Source organism: Frateuria aurantia DSM 6220, assembly GCF_000242255.2.
GTDB classification, from domain to species: Bacteria; Pseudomonadota; Gammaproteobacteria; order Xanthomonadales; family Rhodanobacteraceae; genus Frateuria; species Frateuria aurantia.
Map to the genome: position 1 here is coordinate 1,371,910 of NC_017033.1, position 16,569 is coordinate 1,388,478.

A 16,569-nucleotide genomic window follows, 5' to 3' on the forward strand; every position below is an offset into this window, starting at 1 on the left:
CCGAGCGGGTTAAACCCGCTTCAGTTTCATGGGCTGCTAGGCCGCTTTCCTGCATCTGAGGACTTTTTTCAAAGCTCTTTGGCGGCAGTCGGCCTATCCGCCGATCAGGGCGCGCAGTCCGCTGCGGCGCACGACCCGGCGTTGCACGGCCTGGGGAAACAGTCCCGAGCGCGTCTCGATCAGGCTGAAATGCGTTCTTGCGCGAGTGATGCCGGTATAGATCAGCTCGCGAGTGAGCACCGGGCTGAGTCTGTCCGGCAGGAGCAGCGCCGTGTGGGCGAATTCGGAGCCCTGCGATTTGTGCACGGTCATCGCGAACACGGTCTCGACCGCACCCAGACGGCTGGGCAGCACCCATCGCAAGGCGTTGCTGCCGTCATTGCGGGGAAACACCACCCGCAAACCGTGACGGCGCTGCCCATCGGTGTCGGACAAGGGCAGTCGCAGCGTGATGCCGACATCGCCATTCATCAGTCCCAGGCTGTAGTCGTTGCGGGTGACCATCACTGGCCGGCCTTCGAACCAGGTCGGTCCGGCGCTCAGCAGTCCCTGTCGCTGCAGGGCCTGGGTGATCCGCAGATTCATCTGTTCCACGCCCCAGGGGCCCTTGCGGACGGCGGTGAGCAGGCGAAAGCGCTCGAAGGCCTGCAGGATGTCCGCCGCCCAGGCGTGCCAGACTCCGGTCTCGGCATCATCTGCCGGGCGTTGATGCAGGCGTTGCAGATAGGCCGCATAGCCCGCAGCGCCGCCTTGGCCGTCGAGCAGAAGCCGATCCAGCGCGGGATCATCTGGTCCCTTGCAGCTCAGGTGCAGCACGTCATGGGGCCGCTCGTGCAGAACCGCATCGGCCTCGACGGCATCGCCGGCGTTGACCGCTCGGGCCAGACGGCCGATGCCCGAGTCATGGCCGAAACGGCGGGAGCGACGCAGCATCACCGTATGCTGGGCCAGTCGCTGATGTTCGTCACCTGGCTGCAGGGCCGGGTCTTCGAGGCGGCCGATGCCCTGGCGGCGCAGCCAGTCGGCGGTGGAGGGACTGTAATGGCCCAGCTCGGCATCCCGGCACAGGTCGCCCAGTACCGCGCCGGCTTCCACCGAGGCAAGCTGGTCCTTGTCGCCCAGCAGGATCAGCCGTGCCGTGTCGGGCAGCGCAGCCAGCAGATGGAACATCATTTCCAGGTCGATCATCGAGGCTTCGTCGACCACCAGCACGTCCAGAGACAGCTTGTGACCCGCATGATGGCGGAAGCGTCGACTGTTGGGTACCCGACCCAGCAGCCGGTGCACGGTGGTCACCTCGGAGGGAATCCGCTCGCGGACCGCTTCGGTCACCGGCAGCTGGCTAACCTGGGCGCCGATTGACTCGGTCAGGCGTGCCGCCGCCTTGCCGGTGGGCGCGGCGAGGCTCAGCCGCAGGGGCGTGCCCTCATCCATGGCTGCCTGTTGCAGCAGGGCCAGCAGCTTGACCACGGTGGTGGTCTTGCCGGTGCCGGGTCCGCCGGTGATCAGGCTGAAAGGGCCGGAGGCGGCCAGTGCGCAGGCAATCTTTTGCCAATCGGTGGTGTCGGTGGGTTCCGGGAACAAGGTCTCCAGCCGTTCGGCAAGACGGGGCGGTGCATGCAGGGCGGGGCTTGTCCGCGCGGCGATCTGGCGGGCGACACCGGTTTCGTAATTCCAGTATCGACGCAGATACAAGGCCTGACCGGCAAGCACCAGTGGACTGGAGCCTGGCGCGGCGTGTCCGACCAACGGACTGGGAGTCAGTGCGGCCAGCCATTGCGTGGCCTCTATCCCAGCCAGCAGCTGGGACGGCATCACGGTACCGGGATCGGGGCGCTGACCTTCCGGTGGCAGCGACAGCGCGAAGTCGGGGTTGGCCAGGGTACTGCCGAAGTCCAGGCAGACGTGGCCCTGACCCAGCTGATGGCTGACTAGGGCAGCGGCCAGCAGAAGCAAGGGCGGCGCCTGCGGGTCCAGATCGGCAAAAAAACGCGCCAGGGCCAGGTCCAGCGGTCGCAGCCAATCCTGTGTGCTCCACTGGGCGAGCAGCTCCAGGGTGGCGGAGCGATCCTCCAGACCGTGCATCACGACGGCATTCATGCGGCATCCTCGTTGGTGGCAGGCAGGTGCCGGAACAGGCGGTCCAGCGCCTCGATCAGGTCTCGGTCCGGCCGGGCCTGGAACAGACCGGCGGCCGGCGCCCGGACAAACATGTAGATGGCACCGCCGACATGGCGGTCGTAGTCGTAGTCCGGCAGCCGCAGTTGCAGTTGCCGATGCAGGGCCAGGGTGTACAGCACATACTGCAGGTCGTAGCGATGTTCGGCGATGGCGGCCTGCATCGCGGCCTGGTCGTAGGCGGTTTCGTCCTCGCCCAGCCAATTGGACTTGTAGTCGATCAGGTAATAGCGGCCGTCGGCCTCGAAGCAGAGGTCGACAAAGCCTTTGAACATGCCGTTGAGCTGGGTGCTCAGCAGCGCGGGGCGAGGCAGGCCCGGCAGTTCGTGGCGGCAGACCAGCCGGTCCAGCTCGCGCACATCCACGTGCGTGGTCTGGATCCAGAATTCCAGTTCCGACTGATAGGTCGACACGTCGGCCAGGGCACGCTGATCGCCAGCGGCCAGCGGCAGCGGTTGTCGGCACAACTGTTCCAGCCATGCGGTCAGTGTGTCGATCCATTCGGTCAGGCCGCGCAGCTCGCAGCGGCGGGCGATGGCGTCGCGCCATAGGCCGGCCTCGGCCTTGAAGCCGGATTCGGCAGCCAGTTCCAGCAAGCCGTGCAGAAAGGTGCCGGAGGCCGCTCCACGTGGAAACCGGTGCATGCCGATGCCGCCTGGAGTCACTGATGCCATGGCGGGTTCGGCCGGGTGCAGGGGCTCGTCATCCAAAGCGTTCTGCATCGCCGCGGTATCCGGGACCCGGTCACCGGCATCGGTCGCGACCTCGTCTTCGGTCCAGGCCCCTTCATCCAGCCGCAGAGCGCTGTAGGAGGCGATCCACCACGCTTCGGCCGCCGCTCGGGCCGGTTCGCGCCAGATGGGCTGGAACGGCGCTTCGGTGGCGGGGCGGAAGCGGGTTTCCTCGGCCTCCGGCAGCGGCTCGATGACCGTCTGGTCCGCCACGGCCAGCGGTTGCAGCCACTCAAGCAGGCGCTGGCCTTCGGCCAGTGGGTGGCCGCCAGCCAGCAGATAGCCGATCGCGGAGCGGTGCAGTTGCGAGTTCTTGCCGCTGCCGCGATCCGCCAGACCCAGCCAGCAGCCATGCCGGGCCCGGGTCAAGGCTACGTAGAGCAGGCGCAGATCCTCGGCGAGGCGGTCATCTTCGGCGCGGGCATAGTCGGCTTCTGCGGGCTGCCAGATCCAGCGCGGAACCTCGCCGGCCAGCAGCAGAGGACCTTCCGGCTTGACGGCACGGAAGCTGGCGACAAAAGGCAGAAACACCAGCGGGTATTCCAGGCCCTTGGACTTGTGGATGGTGACGACCCGCAACAGCGCCTCGTCACTTTCCAGACGGATGACCTGTTCGTCGGCCGGCTTGGCCTGGTCGGCCAGGCACTCGCTGAAGTGACGGATCAGCGCCTGCTCGCCCTCGTGCTCGGCGGCCGCCTGTTGCAGCAATTCGGCCAGATGCAGAAGATTGGTCAGACGCCGCTCGCCCTGGGCCTCCTGCATCAGCCGGGCCGGCAGCCGGAACGCGTGGATCAGCCGTCGCAGCATCGGCAGCACGCCCTGTTTCTGCCAGCAGTCGTGGTAGTCGCGGAACTGATCGACACGCGACTCCCAGTGCAGCTCGTCCAGATTCAGGCGCTCCAGTTCCTCCAGCGGCAGGGCCAGGCTGCGGCTGGCCAGAGCCGCCCGCAGCAGCCGATCCTGGCCCGGCTCCGCGCAGGCCTTCAGCCACAGCAGGACGTCGCGGGCTTCCTGGCTGGCGAACACCGAATCCTTGTCCGACAGATAGACACTGCGGATGCCGCGGCGAGCCATGGCCTCGCGGATGGCCCGCGCCTCGCTGCCATCGCGGACCAGCACGGCGATGTCCTGGGCCTGCAAGGACCGCCAGCCTTCGGGCCCGGCAAACCCGGCTTCGCCGTGCTGGCCCTGATTCAGCAGGCGGACCAGTTCGCTGGCTGCGGCCTCGGCCATGGTCTGGCGATAGGCTTCGCCGCTCAGCGGGCGCTCACTGTCCAGATGCCACAGGGTCAAGGCCGGTGCAGGTCGCGAGTCGATGGTCCAGACTTCCGGTCGGCCACGGGCCTGCACGGGCAGAAACGGCAGGGGGTTGTCCTGCGGGCGGCGGAACAGAAAGGCGCCACGGCCTTGCGGGCGCTGTTCGGCCCGTTCGAACAGCTGGTTGACGGCCGCGACCATGGCCGGAGTCGAGCGGAAGTTGGTGTCCAGCTCGTAGTGACGCCCGGCGGTGGCGCGCCGGGCCTGCAGATAGGTGTGGATATCGGCGCCGCGAAAGGCGTAGATCGCCTGTTTCGGATCGCCGATCATAAACAGGCCCCGATCCGTGGTCTGGGCCGCGACATGATAGATGCGGTCGAAAATGCGGTACTGGACCGGGTCGGTATCCTGGAATTCATCGACCATCGCCACCGGAAACTGCTGGCGGATCACTTCGGCCAGATGCTCGCCGCGGGGACCGTGCAAGGCCTCGTCAAGCTGGGTCAGCATGTCTTCGAAACCCATCTCCGCACGCTGGCGCTGTTCCTGCGCGAAACGGCGCCTGACCCAGGCTGCGGCATGGCGCAGTGCGGCCTCGTCGATGCCCGGAAGGGCAGCCAGACGCTGCGGCAGGCTCGCCATGTCATCCAGGGCGGCAGCTACCGCTGGCGGCAGATCCAGGCTGACGCCTTTCTTGCAGCCATCCTGCAGGCCTTCATGCGTAAAGCGCTTGAAGTAGTCCGCATCCACTTCCAGTGCATCCTGCGGCTGTGCCAGCCATTCACGCAGCCGTGCCAGTCTGGGCTCGAAGGTACGGGCGCCGAGTTTGGTGCCATTGAAATGGCCGGCGGCAGCGGCTTCGGCATAGAAGCTGGACAGGGGCTCGATCCAGGCATGCCAGGGTTGCTTGATGGTGGCCAGAGCCTGCTCGCGTGCCTTGATAAGGCCTTGCAGCAGTTGCTGCAAGGGAGCCTCGCCGGTCTCGGTGGCCTGCCGGTCCTTCAGGGGACCCTGCAGCAGCTTGCCCAGTCGGTCCGGGTCACCCCAGTGCCGACGGACCCAGTCCAGCTCGTCACCGGCCAGAGGATAGCTGTGCTGGCGCCAGTAGTCGCGGATGACGGCCTGCAGTTGCTCGGCCGGGTCGGTATTCAGTTCCTGCTTGAACAGACTGCCGCTGTCGAAGGCATGTTCGCGCAACATGCGCTGGCACCAGCCATGGATGGTGGACACCGCCGCCTCGTCCATCCACTGCGCGGCGATGCTCAGCTGCTGGGCGCAGGCCGGCCATCGGTCGACGTCGAAATCATTGCGCAGGGCATGCAGCAGCGGGTCGCCGTCCGTTTCGCCGGCAAAGACTCTGGCAGCCTCCACCAGGCGCAGGCGGATGCGGTCGCGCAGTTCGCGGGTGGCGGCATCGGTAAAGGTCACCACCAGGATCTGCGGCGGCAGCAGCGCAGTGGCAAAGCCCGCCTCGCCGCCGTGGCCGAGGATCAGCCGCAGATACAGTGCCGAGATGGTGTAGGTCTTGCCGGTGCCGGCGCTGGCTTCGATCAGCCGGCTGCCGTGCAGGGGAAAGCTCAAGGCCAGCGGCCGGGAATGCGGACTCATGGGCTGTCGGCGTCCAGAAGGGTGGGCGGGTGCTGCAGCAAGGGCCGATAAAGTTGCTTGGCCCAGCGGGCGAAGGCCTCGGGCTCGGCGACCAGCTGGGCGAAGTCGGGATATTGCCGTGCCAGACTGGCGCTGTGTCGGACTTCGCCACCGTGGGTGAAGTCGTCCTGATAGGTTCTGGCGGCCTCCTTCCAGGCCCTCGACAGGTCCTCTTCGGCATGGGCCAGCCAGCTCAGGGCCGTCTTGCGCGCGGTCGGCAGAGGCTGGCACATGCCTTGTGCCCAGCCGTCCAGCCAGTCGGCAAGAATGGTCTCGGCCGTTGGTTGCGGCAAGGGCGCCCAGCTCACGCTGACATCCTCGGCGATCAGCACGGTGTGCAGGCCGATGCCGCTGGCGCAGGCCGCCGCATGTGTGACAAAAGCCTTCAGCAGGCGATGCCAGTTCAGCGCTTTCTTGTTCAGCAGACGTCGCGGCAGCAGTTGCAGGCTGGCCGGCTGATCGTCGGCATCGCGGCACAGGCCGCCCAGCCAGTCGTCCAGCCGCAGGGTGCCGTGGACGAATTGCAGTGGCAAGGTGGCGGCGAGCGGTCGTGACCAGCGCTCCCGTTGCTGCCGGTAGCGTTGGAACTGGTCGGGCAGCGGATCCAGCAGCTCATCGCGCAAGGCGGCTCCGAAACCGGCCAGGGGCAGCTGGCCACGACCTTGCAGGCGTTGCGCGGCCAGTGCCAAGGCCGGCGCCAGTTCGGCGCCTTGCAGATCCAGCTGCTGGCGGGTTTCATCCAGGAGGGCCTGGGTCAGGCTGTAGCGCTGCAGGCCGTCGAGACCGAAGTGTTCGTCGTCCTGCAGCTCCTCACCGTACTGATCCAGATGAATGCCCAGCCGTTGCTGGAAAAAGGCGCGTACCGGGTCGGCCAGAAAGGCTTGCAGTCGATCCAGCGACAGCGGCGGCGGATCTTGCCAGGCTGGCAGGCTTGGTGCAGAGCGGGCATCTTCCGTCGGGGTCTGATGCACGGCGGCCCATTCGCCAGCATGGGTATACCAGGCGGTATCAGCTTCGAAATACCGCCGGCTGAAGGCTTGCAGCGGATGGATCGTGGTCAGTGCCTGCAGCAGGTCTCCGCCGCCGGCCAGCCGCCAGCCTGAAACCAGATGATCACGCAACTGGCCGACCAGGACCGAGGCAGGTCGCTCGCTGTCATCGCGGATGCTGCGACCGACCCAGCTGACATGAAGTCGGTCCCGGGCCGACAGCAGGGCTTCCAGCAACAGATAGCGATCATCGTCGCGGCGCGAACGGTCGCCGGGACGGTAGTCGCCGGCCATCAGATCGAAGTCCATCGGGGTCTTGCTGCGCGGATAATCACCATCGTTCATGCCCAGCAGACAGACCTGGCGGAAGGGGATGGTACGCATCGGCAGCAAGGTGCAGAAATTCACTGCGCCACTGAGGAAACGCTGGCTCAGTCCGCCTTGGTCCAGGGTCGCCAGCCAGCCTTCGCGGGCCACTGACAGTGGCAGGGCATCCTCCAGTCCCGCGTCCCGGCACAGGTCCAGCCAGTCATCGAGCGCCTTCAGCAGCTGGTCGACCAGCGCCTGGTCCTGCTCGTCGACCGGACGCAGGAACTGTTCCAGCAACTGGCGGAAAATCATGCCCCAGGCGGCGGGGGCATGGGCTTCGGCCAGTTGCTGCAGCGGTTGCCGCAGGGCCTGCAGCAAGTCGATCAGCGGTCCGAGCAGGGCGGCGTCCAGACCGCCGATATCGGCATAGGGCTCGATGCCGGCAAAGGCCTCCTCGGCGCTGGCATAACCCAGCAGCAGTCGGCGCAGCCCGAAGTCCCAGGTATTCTGTTCCAGTCCCGCGCGCTGACCCAGCGCCGCGCGCTGACCGGCATCCAGGCCCCAGCGGATGCCGGCACCGTCCAGCCATTGCCGCAGCTGGGGCAGATCCTGCTCGGCGATGCCGAAGCGCTGGCGCAGTGGCGCGGCATCGAGCAGGTCCAGCACGTCGCTGACCGCCAGTCGTCCGCGCGGCAGCTGCAGCAGCTGTTCCAGGGCAATGGTCAGCGGACTCTGGCCGCGCACGCCCTGGTCAGCGATGGTGAACGGGATATGGCGTGCATCGCCGCGCGGATACTGACCGAACACGGCCTGGATCGCCGGGGCATAGGTCTGGATGTCCGGCACCATGACGATGATGTCGCGCGGACGCAGCGCGGGATCGGCACTGAAGGCGGCCAGCAGCTGGTCGTGCAGGATCTCCACCTCGCGCTGGGCGCTGTGGGCGACGTGAAAGCGGATCGAGTGATCACGGGCCGGGTCGACCGCCGGCCATAGCTCGCGGCTTTCCCGCAGCGGGCGCAGGTCGAAGATGTCGTCCTGCAGCTGACCCAGCAGATGATCACTGGCCGGGGGCTCGAACACATCGATCCGCTCGAAATGTTCACGGTAGCGCTCGGGATCATCATGCCGGTCCAGCAGATTGATGTAGTCACGCCCCTGTTTGCCCCAGGCCGCCAGCAGCGGCTGGGCCTGGGCATGCAGCAGCTCGGCGCCGATGATCTGGCCGGGACGGTGCGGATGGCGACGATACTGGTGGCGCAGCAGATCCTTGTCCTCGACGATATCGCCCCAGTGATGCTGGCAGGGATTGTGCACGCACAGGATCACCTGGCTGAAGCGGGCCATGGCCGCCAGTGCCTCCAGCGCCTGGGCTGGCAGCGAGGTGATGCCGAACACGATGATGCGACGTGGCAGGCCGACCGGCGGCTGCTCCATGGTTTCCAGCGCGGCGACAAAACGCGGATGGACGAAAGCCCGGCCCTGGACCAGCTCGGGATCATTGATATCGGCCAGCAAGGCCCGCCACAACGCGGGTTGCCACAGCTGCTGAGGCTGCAGGGGGATGGCACCGTGACGCAGGCTGCGCAGTTCGTCGCGACCTGCCGCCCAGTCGTTCAGCCAGTCCGCGCGATAGACCTGGTATTGGTCGAACAGATCGGCCAGACGCTCGGCCAGCTGGTGGCGTTTGCGCAGGTCCGGATCATCGGCCAGAAAGTGGCGCAGCGGGGCGAACACCTCCTGGTGCAGGCATTCCGGCAGCAGGCGCAGCAATCGCCAGGTCAGCGGCGCCTTGTCCAGCGGCGACTGGGTGGGAATCGCGGCCTCGCCCAGTACCAGCCGATAGGCGCTCCACATAAAGCGCGAGGGCAGGTCGAACTGCAGGGCGGCGGCGATGCCGCAGCCGGCATCTTCGGCCAGAGCCTGCTTCAGCCACTGCGCGATGCCGTTGCTGTAGACCAGAAAACGTTCGTTTTCCAGAGGGCGCAAGGGATGGCGGCGCATCCAGGCCACGCACAGCTCACGCAGATCTTCAATCTGGTTGCCGTGGATCACCATCAGGCCGGGGGTCAGTGCCGCGGCAGTCGTCATGCAACCACCTCGGCTGGCGGGTGGGCACGGGCAGGGGTGGCGGCAGCCGATCGCATGCTAAGGAGGTCCGGGGCGGTCAAAGCCCCAAGCTTAAAGGATGGTCGGCAGAATATCCCTCTGCCGGCGGGATGGCGTCCCGTCGCGGGGCCGCTGCCCGGTCGGGGCGGTGTCGCCGTCGCTGGAGCGAGGCGTGCGTTCAAATCGGCCGTCGATGGGAGTAGGGCGTGGCGGATGGGGCGTGCCAGCCGGCTTGGGTATACTCGGCAGGTCGGCGCACGGCCGACGCAGATGGCTGCAAGGGCGGGCAATGATGGCAATGATCAAGTCGGAGCAGGCCGGAACACCGCGGTTCCGCCAGCAGGTCCTGTGGATCTACCTCGGGCTGCTGGGCTTCAATCTGCTGGCCTGGCTGTGGGCATGGACGGCATTCGGCCGGCAGCCGGTACTGCTGGGCATGGCCTTGCTGGCCTATACCTTCGGCTTGCGTCATGCGGTCGATGCCGACCATATCGCCGCCATCGACAATGTCACCCGCAAATTGATGCAGGAAGGCCGCAATCCGCTGGGCGTGGGCCCCTGCTTCGCGCTGGGCCATTCCACCGTGGTCGTCGCGATGTCGGCCCTGGTGGCCGTCGCGACGGTCTCGGTCTCCGGGCATTTCAGCCAGCTGAAGGATTATGGCGGTCTGGTCAGCACCTGCGTCTCGGCGCTGTTCCTGCTGTTGCTGGCGGCCGCCAATTTCAGCACCTTTGTCGCGGTCTACAAGACCTTTCGGGCGGTGCGGCAGGGCGCGACCTTGCAGAGTGAAGATCTGGATCTGCTGATGAGTCAGCGCGGCCTGATGGCCCGCTGGTTCCAGCCCCTGTTCCGGCTGGCCTCGCGCAGCTGGCATCTGTATCCGATCGGGATTCTGTTCGGCCTCGGTTTCGATACCGCCACCGAGATCGCCTTGTTCGGCATTTCCGCCACCCAGGCCAGCCACGGTCTGTCCCTGTGGTCGCTGCTCAGCCTGCCGGTCTTGTTCGCGGCAGGCATGACTCTGATCGATACCACTGACGGAGTGCTGATGATGGGGGCTTATCGCTGGGCCTTTGTCCGCCCCATCCGCAAGATCTACTACAACATGACGATCACCCTGATTTCGGTGATCGTGGCGGTGGTGATCGGCAGCGTGGAAGCGCTGGCGCTGATTGCCGACAAGTTCTCGCTGGACAATCCGTTCTGGCGCGCCATCGGCGGTGTGGCGGCGCATTTCGGCCTGCTCGGCTATGGCGTCATCGCGGTGTTTCTGTTCAGCTGGCTGATCTCGGCCGTGATCTACCGCTGGAAGCGCTACGACCGGATCGAGATCCGCGTCGCGCCTTGACCCCCATTCAATCAACGATTTCAGGAGCATCCATGGCGCTTTCAGCCATCCACAAAGTACCCGTGACCATCGTGACCGGCTTCCTCGGCAGCGGCAAGACCACCATGCTGCGGCATCTGCTGGAGCAGGCACGTGGCAAGCGGGTCGCCGTCATCGTCAATGAATTCGGCGAGCTCGGCATCGATGGCGAGATTCTGAAGGGTTGCGGCCTGGGCTGCGAGGACGGTGCCGAGGCGGCCGAAGGCTCGCAGATCTACGAGCTGGCCAATGGCTGTCTGTGCTGCACCGTGCAGGAAGAATTTTATCCGGTGATGGAAAAGCTGCTGGAGCGGCGTGATGCCATCGACCATGTGGTGATCGAGACCTCGGGCCTGGCCCTGCCCAAGCCGCTGGTGCAGGCCTTTCTGTGGCCGGCGATACGCAATGGTTTCACCGTGGACGCCGTGATCACGGTGGTGGACGGTCCGGCGGTGGTGGCGGGGCAGTTCGCCGCCAATCCGGCAGCCGTCGATGCCCAGCGCAAGGCCGATGACAACCTCGACCACGAGTCGCCGCTGCACGAGCTGTTCGAAGATCAGCTCAGTGCGGCCGACCTGGTGATCGTCAACAAGACCGACCAGTTGCGCGAAGGCGAACTGGCCGCGATCGAGCGTCTGGTCCGCGACGAGGTGCCGGCTCATGTGAAGATCGTCCCCTCGCAGTTCGGCCAGCTGGATCTGGGCGTGTTGCTGGGCTTGAACGCGGCCTCCGAGGACAGCATCCATCTGCGCCTGGATCATCATGGCTCGGCGGATGATCCGGATCATCACCATGACGAATTCGATTCGGTGGTGGTCAGCGCCACGCCGGCTTCGAAGGAACGGCTGATCGCGGCCCTGCGCGAGCTTGTCGGTCAGCATCACATCTACCGGGTCAAGGGTTTCGCCAATCCGCCAGGGGCGGCGATGCGGTTGGTGATCCAGGGCGTGGGCACGCGTTTCGACAGCTACTTTGACCGGCGCTGGCAGCCAGATGAAACGCCGGCCTGCCGGTTCGTGCTGATCGGTCAGGCGCTGCAGGCCGAGGCCTTGCAGCTGGAACTGGAGCGCCTGCTGGCCGAACCCGTCGCCCAGGCGGACTGAGCCGGTGCATCTGCTGCGTACGGTCCCCGGCGGCTTCGTGGACGACAGCGAGGGCGTGGTGCGGGTCGACCAGCAGCCGGCTCCCATCGTCATCCTCAGTTCGGCCGATACCACCTTGTCGCTGCTGGCGGGCGTGATGCCCGAGCTGGGGGATGACTTCCCGGCGGTCAGACTGACCAATGTCAGCTTCCTGCGCCAGCCGGCTTCCGTGGATTTCTATGTGGATGACGTGCTGGCCCATGCCCGCGTCATCATCGTCGACCATCTCGGGGGCCAGTCCTACTGGCCCTACGGCATCGAGCGACTGGTGGCCTTGGCGCAGGCCCGGGGTGGTCCGCAGCTGGTGATGTTTTCCGGTGACCTGCAGGAGGATCCCCATCTACAGGCACTGAGCACGGCCGACCCGGTCTTCTGCCATCAGTTGTGGCGTTATCTGCGTGAGGGCGGGCGGCAGAACGCCCGCCACTTCATGCTCAGCATCGCCCGCGAAGTGTTCGCGATGCCGGTGCAGCCCGAGCCGGTACGGGTCCTTCCGGCCGCCACTTTGTATTGGCCCGGCGGGGAGCTGGCGACCCTGGCCGAGGTGCGTGGTCACTGGCAGGCCGGTGCGCCGGTGGTCGCGTTGCTGTTCTACAAGGCGCATCTGCAGGCGGCCAATCTGGCCAGTTTCGATGCGCTGATCCAGTCCCTGCGCGAGCGCGGGCTGAACCCGCTGCCGCTGGCGATCACTTCGCTGAAAGATGCTTTTTCCCTGGAAATTCTGCGGCAATTGTGCGCCGAGGTGCAGGCGGATCTGGTGCTGAACACCACGGCCTTCGCCGCCGCCTCGCCCGGCGCCGAGACAACGTTCGTGCTGGCCGGTGATGCGCCGGTACTGCAGCTGATCACCTGCAGTGCCAATCGCGAGAGCTGGGCCGGCAATGATCACGGCCTGCGAGCCCGCGACATTGCCATGCATGTCGCCCTGCCGGAAATCGACGGACGGCTGATCACCCGCACCATCAGTTTCAAAGGCGCGGCCTATTACTGCGAGCGGACCCAGGTCGATGTGGTCAGCTACCAGCCCGACCACGAGCGTATCGCCTTCGTCGTCGAGCTGGCCCGCCGCTGGGCTGTGCTGCGACACAAGCCGAACGCCGACAAGCGGCTGGCGCTGGTGCTGGCCAATTATCCGCTCAGCGAAGGGCGCATCGGCAATGGCGTCGGTCTGGACGTGCCGGCCTCGGTAGTCGGCATGCTCGCCATGCTGGTCGCGCAGGGCTATGCGCTAGACAGCTTGCCGGACGACGGCGATGCCCTGATGCGTCAGCTGACCCGCGGAGTCACCAATGATCCGGTGCAGCGACCGTTGCGCCCGGCCTGGCAGAGTCTGTCCATGGCCGATTACCGGGACGAACTGGCACGCTGGCCGCAGGCGGCACGCGAGGCCATCCTGCAGCGATGGGGCGAACCCGAAGATGATCCGACGGTACGCTCCGGTCGCTTCATGATCGCCGGCTGGCGTTGCGGCAAGGTCTTTGTCGGCATCCAGCCGGCACGCAGCCATGACCCGGCGGACTATGCCAGCTACCATGATGCCGAGCTGGTCCCGCCGCATGCCTATCTGGCCTTCTACATCTGGCTGCGCAAGTCGTTCGCCGTCGATGCCCTCGTCCATGTCGGCAAGCATGGCAATCTGGAGTGGCTGCCGGGTAAGAGCGTCGCACTGGCGGACAGCTGCTGGCCGGAGCTGGCGCTGGGGCCGCTGCCGCACCTGTATCCGTTTATCGTCAATGATCCCGGCGAAGGTGCCCAGGCCAAGCGCCGGGCCCAGGCCGTCATCATCGATCATCTGATGCCGCCGCTGACGCGGGCCGAGAACTACGGTCCGCTGCAGGACCTGGAGCGCGAGGTCGATGAATATTACGAGGCCGTGATTGTCGACCCTCGACGCGCGACCTTGCTGCGCAAGGGCATTCTCAAGCGCATCGTCGAGCATGACCTGCATCGCGAGCTGAGTCTGGAGGCTCCGGCGGACAGCGAGGGCGAGGATGCGCTGCTGACCTCGCTGGACGCCTATCTGTGCGAATTGAAGGAAGCCCAGATCCGCGATGGTCTGCATATCTTCGGCCAGTCGCCGACGGGACGGCAGCGACGCGATACCTTGATGGCCCTGCTGCGCTATCCGGTCGGCGATGGCCGCGGGGCGAACAGCGGCCTGACCCAGGCCCTGGTCAGGGATCTGCAGCTGGAAGCCTGGATCGACCCATGTGCCGCCGACTGGGCCAAGCCCTGGATCGGTCCGCGTCCGGAAGCCTTGCAGCGGCAGGATACCGCTCCCTGGCGGCATCTGGGCGATACCCGCGAACGGCTGGAGAGCCTGGCATTGAGTCTGCTTGACCAGGCGCTGGAGGGACGCTGGCCCGAGAGCAAAGTCTGGCCGCATACCGTGCAGGTGCTGCAGCGGTTGCAACAGGACGTGGCGCCGCGGCTGGATGCTTGTGGCGCCGAGGAATTGCGCCAGCTGCAGCGCGGGCTGGAAGGGCGGTTCGTGCCGCCCGGCCCCAGTGGCGCACCTTCGCGCGGCCGTCCGGATGTCCTGCCGACGGGCCGGAATTTCTATTCGCTGGACACCCGCTCGGTGCCGACCCAGGCGGCCTGGACCCTGGGCCAGCGTTCGGCGCATCAACTGATCGAGCGTCATCTGCAGGATCATGGCGATTATCCGCAGGCGATCGGGCTTTCGGTGTGGGGCACGGCGACCATGCGCACCGGCGGCGACGATCTGGCCCAGGCCATGGCCTTGCTGGGCGTGCGCCCGGTCTGGGCGCCGGGCAGCCATCGGGTGACTGATTTCGAGATCATGCCCATCGAGGCCCTGGACCGGCCACGCATCGATGTGACCTTGCGAGTGTCGGGTTTCTTCCGTGATGCCTTCCCCGCGGCGATGCATCTGTTCGATGCCGCCGTACAGGCGGTGGCCGAGCAGGATGAGCCGGATGACCTCAATCCGGTCAGGGCCCGCATTCTGCGCGAGCGCGACAGTCTGGCGGCGACCGGCATGTCGCTCGAAGAGGCGCGCAGGCAGGCCGGCTGGCGGGTGTTCAGCAGCCGCCCGGGCCATTATGGCACCGGGCTGCAGGAGCTGATCGACCGGCGGCATTGGCAGGATGATGCCGATCTGGCCGGTGCCTATCGGGACTGGGGCGGTCACGCCTATGCCGCCCGGACCGAGGGCGAGGCCGCGCCGGAAGCCTTCGGCCGGCGCCTGGCCGAGATCGATCTGGTGGTGCAGAACCAGGACAACCGCGAGCACGATCTGCTCGACTCCAATGACTATTACCAGTTCCAGGGCGGCATGGCGGTGGCGGCCCGGCATCTGGGTGGGCGCCAGCCGGCGATCTACCACGCCGACCACAGCAACCCCGAGGTGCCCCGGGTCCGCAGTCTGCGCGAGGAAGTCGCGCGGGTGCTGCGCTCGCGGGTGGTCAATCCGAAATGGATGGATGGCGTCAAACGCCATGGTTACAAGGGGGCGGCCGAAATGGCGGCCACGGTGGACTATCTGTTCGGCTACGACGCCACCGCGCGGGTGGTCGAGGACTACCAGTACGCGATGGTCGGCGCGGCCTATCTGGATGATGCCGCCACCCGCGACTTTCTGCGCGAACACAATCCGCAGGCCTTGAGCGATATCTGCGAGCGGTTGCTGGAAGCCGTTGCCCGCGGTCTGTGGCAGCAGCCCGGCGAGCAGGCCGAACGGATCGAGCGCTATCTGCTGGACAACGAAAACCATATCGAAGGACGAAATGCATGAGCGCTGCCACGGATCCCGCCGGAAGCCGCCCGGACTATCCCTTTTCGGCCCTGGTCGGGCTGGAGCCGCTGCGCCGGTTCCTGCTTCTGGCCGCGGTCGATCCGGGTCTGGGCGGCGTGCTGATCAGCGGTCCGCGCGGCACGGCCAAATCGACCAGTGCCCGCGCGCTGGCGGCGCTGCTGCCTGAAGGCCGGCTGGTGAATCTGCCGCTGGGCGCGACCGAAGAGCGTCTGATCGGCAGCCTGGATCTGGAGGCGATGCTGCGTGACGGCGAGTTGCGCTTCAGGCCCGGCCTGCTGGCGGCGGCGCATCAAGGCGTGCTGTATGTCGACGAAGTCAATCTGCTGCCGGATGCGCTGGTGGATGCCTTGCTGGACGTGGCGGCCAGCGGCGTCAACAGCATCGAGCGCGAAGGCATTTCCCACCGTCATCCTGCCCGTTTCGTGCTGATCGGCACCATGAATCCGGAAGAGGGCGAAGTGCGTCCGCAGTTGCTGGACCGTTTCGGTCTGATGGTCGAGCTGGACAATTGCCTGGACCCGCAGCAAAGGCAGGCCATGGTGCGGGCGCGGCTGGACTACGAGTCCGATCCGCAGGCCTTTCATGCACGTCATCGGGAGATGGACGCGGCTTTGCGTCAGCGCCTGCTCGCCGCACGGGCCGCCCTGGCCGAGCTGGATTTCGACGAGGCCGTGCATGAGCGCGTCAGCCGCTGGTGCATTGCCGCTGCCGTCGACGGCGTACGTGCCGATCTGGCCATGCTGCGGGCCGCCCGGGCGCTAGCGGCCTGGGAGGGCGCGCAGGCGGTGACGATCGAGCATGTGGATCAGGTGGCAGCGGCCTGTCTGCGGCATCGCTGCCGGCAGCTGCCAGCGGCGCCGTCGTCAGCGGACGGGCCGGCGCCCCAGGATCATGATGCCCGGTCCGGTCCGGATGAGGCTTCGACAACCGGCCGGCATCCCGGTGACGACGAAGGGGACTTCGGCGAGCTGCCGCCCGAGCCGGTCGGCATGACGCCGGTCAAGGCCGTGCGGCCGCTGCTCCCAAAACCCTAGTCCATCGATCAGGGCCGACGGCGGAACCG

Annotated in this window: 7 protein-coding genes; 4 read left to right on the forward strand and 3 right to left on the reverse strand. The window is 66.6% G+C overall.

Annotation, left to right across the window (positions count from 1 at the left end):
• Nucleotides 1-93: 93 nt before the first annotated feature.
• The 3 genes from recD to recC are packed head-to-tail and all read right to left on the reverse strand — an operon-like array spanning nt 94 to nt 9,202.
• Nucleotides 94-2,100, reverse strand: a complete 2,007-nt coding sequence (gene recD, locus FRAAU_RS06310; RefSeq protein ID WP_014402722.1) for an exodeoxyribonuclease V subunit alpha — start codon at nt 2,098-2,100, stop codon at nt 94-96.
• The gene (recB, locus tag FRAAU_RS06315) at nt 2,097-5,774 is read right to left on the reverse strand and encodes an exodeoxyribonuclease V subunit beta (RefSeq protein WP_014402723.1); all 3,678 of its coding nucleotides are present in this window, start codon (nt 5,772-5,774) and stop codon (nt 2,097-2,099) included. Before recB ends, recD begins: the two co-directional genes overlap by 4 nt.
• Nucleotides 5,771-9,202: an exodeoxyribonuclease V subunit gamma gene (gene recC / locus FRAAU_RS06320; protein WP_014402724.1), complete on the reverse strand. Its 3,432-nt coding sequence runs from the start codon at nt 9,200-9,202 to the stop codon at nt 5,771-5,773. The genes recB and recC overlap by 4 nt, the downstream gene beginning before the upstream one ends.
• A gap of 316 nt (nt 9,203-9,518) precedes the next feature.
• Here recC and FRAAU_RS06325 point away from each other — a divergent pair, with 316 nt between their 5' ends.
• From FRAAU_RS06325 to FRAAU_RS06340, 4 genes are read left to right on the forward strand one after another with little or no spacing between them, the layout of a single operon-like run.
• The gene (locus FRAAU_RS06325) at nt 9,519-10,568 is read left to right on the forward strand and encodes a HoxN/HupN/NixA family nickel/cobalt transporter (protein WP_217176260.1); all 1,050 of its coding nucleotides are present in this window, start codon (nt 9,519-9,521) and stop codon (nt 10,566-10,568) included.
• A 32-nt stretch (nt 10,569-10,600) separates the two neighbouring features.
• A complete protein-coding gene (gene cobW, locus FRAAU_RS06330) occupies nt 10,601-11,689 on the forward strand; it encodes a cobalamin biosynthesis protein CobW (RefSeq protein ID WP_014402726.1) in 1,089 nt (362 codons plus the stop codon).
• Nucleotides 11,690-11,693: 4 nt separating this feature from the next.
• The gene (gene cobN, locus FRAAU_RS06335) at nt 11,694-15,485 is read left to right on the forward strand and encodes a cobaltochelatase subunit CobN (RefSeq protein ID WP_014402727.1); all 3,792 of its coding nucleotides are present in this window, start codon (nt 11,694-11,696) and stop codon (nt 15,483-15,485) included.
• Entirely contained in the window at nt 15,482-16,540 is a 1,059-nt protein-coding gene (locus tag FRAAU_RS06340) for a magnesium chelatase ATPase subunit I (protein ID WP_014402728.1), read from the forward strand. The genes cobN and FRAAU_RS06340 overlap by 4 nt, the downstream gene beginning before the upstream one ends.
• Nucleotides 16,541-16,569 lie beyond the last annotated feature (29 nt).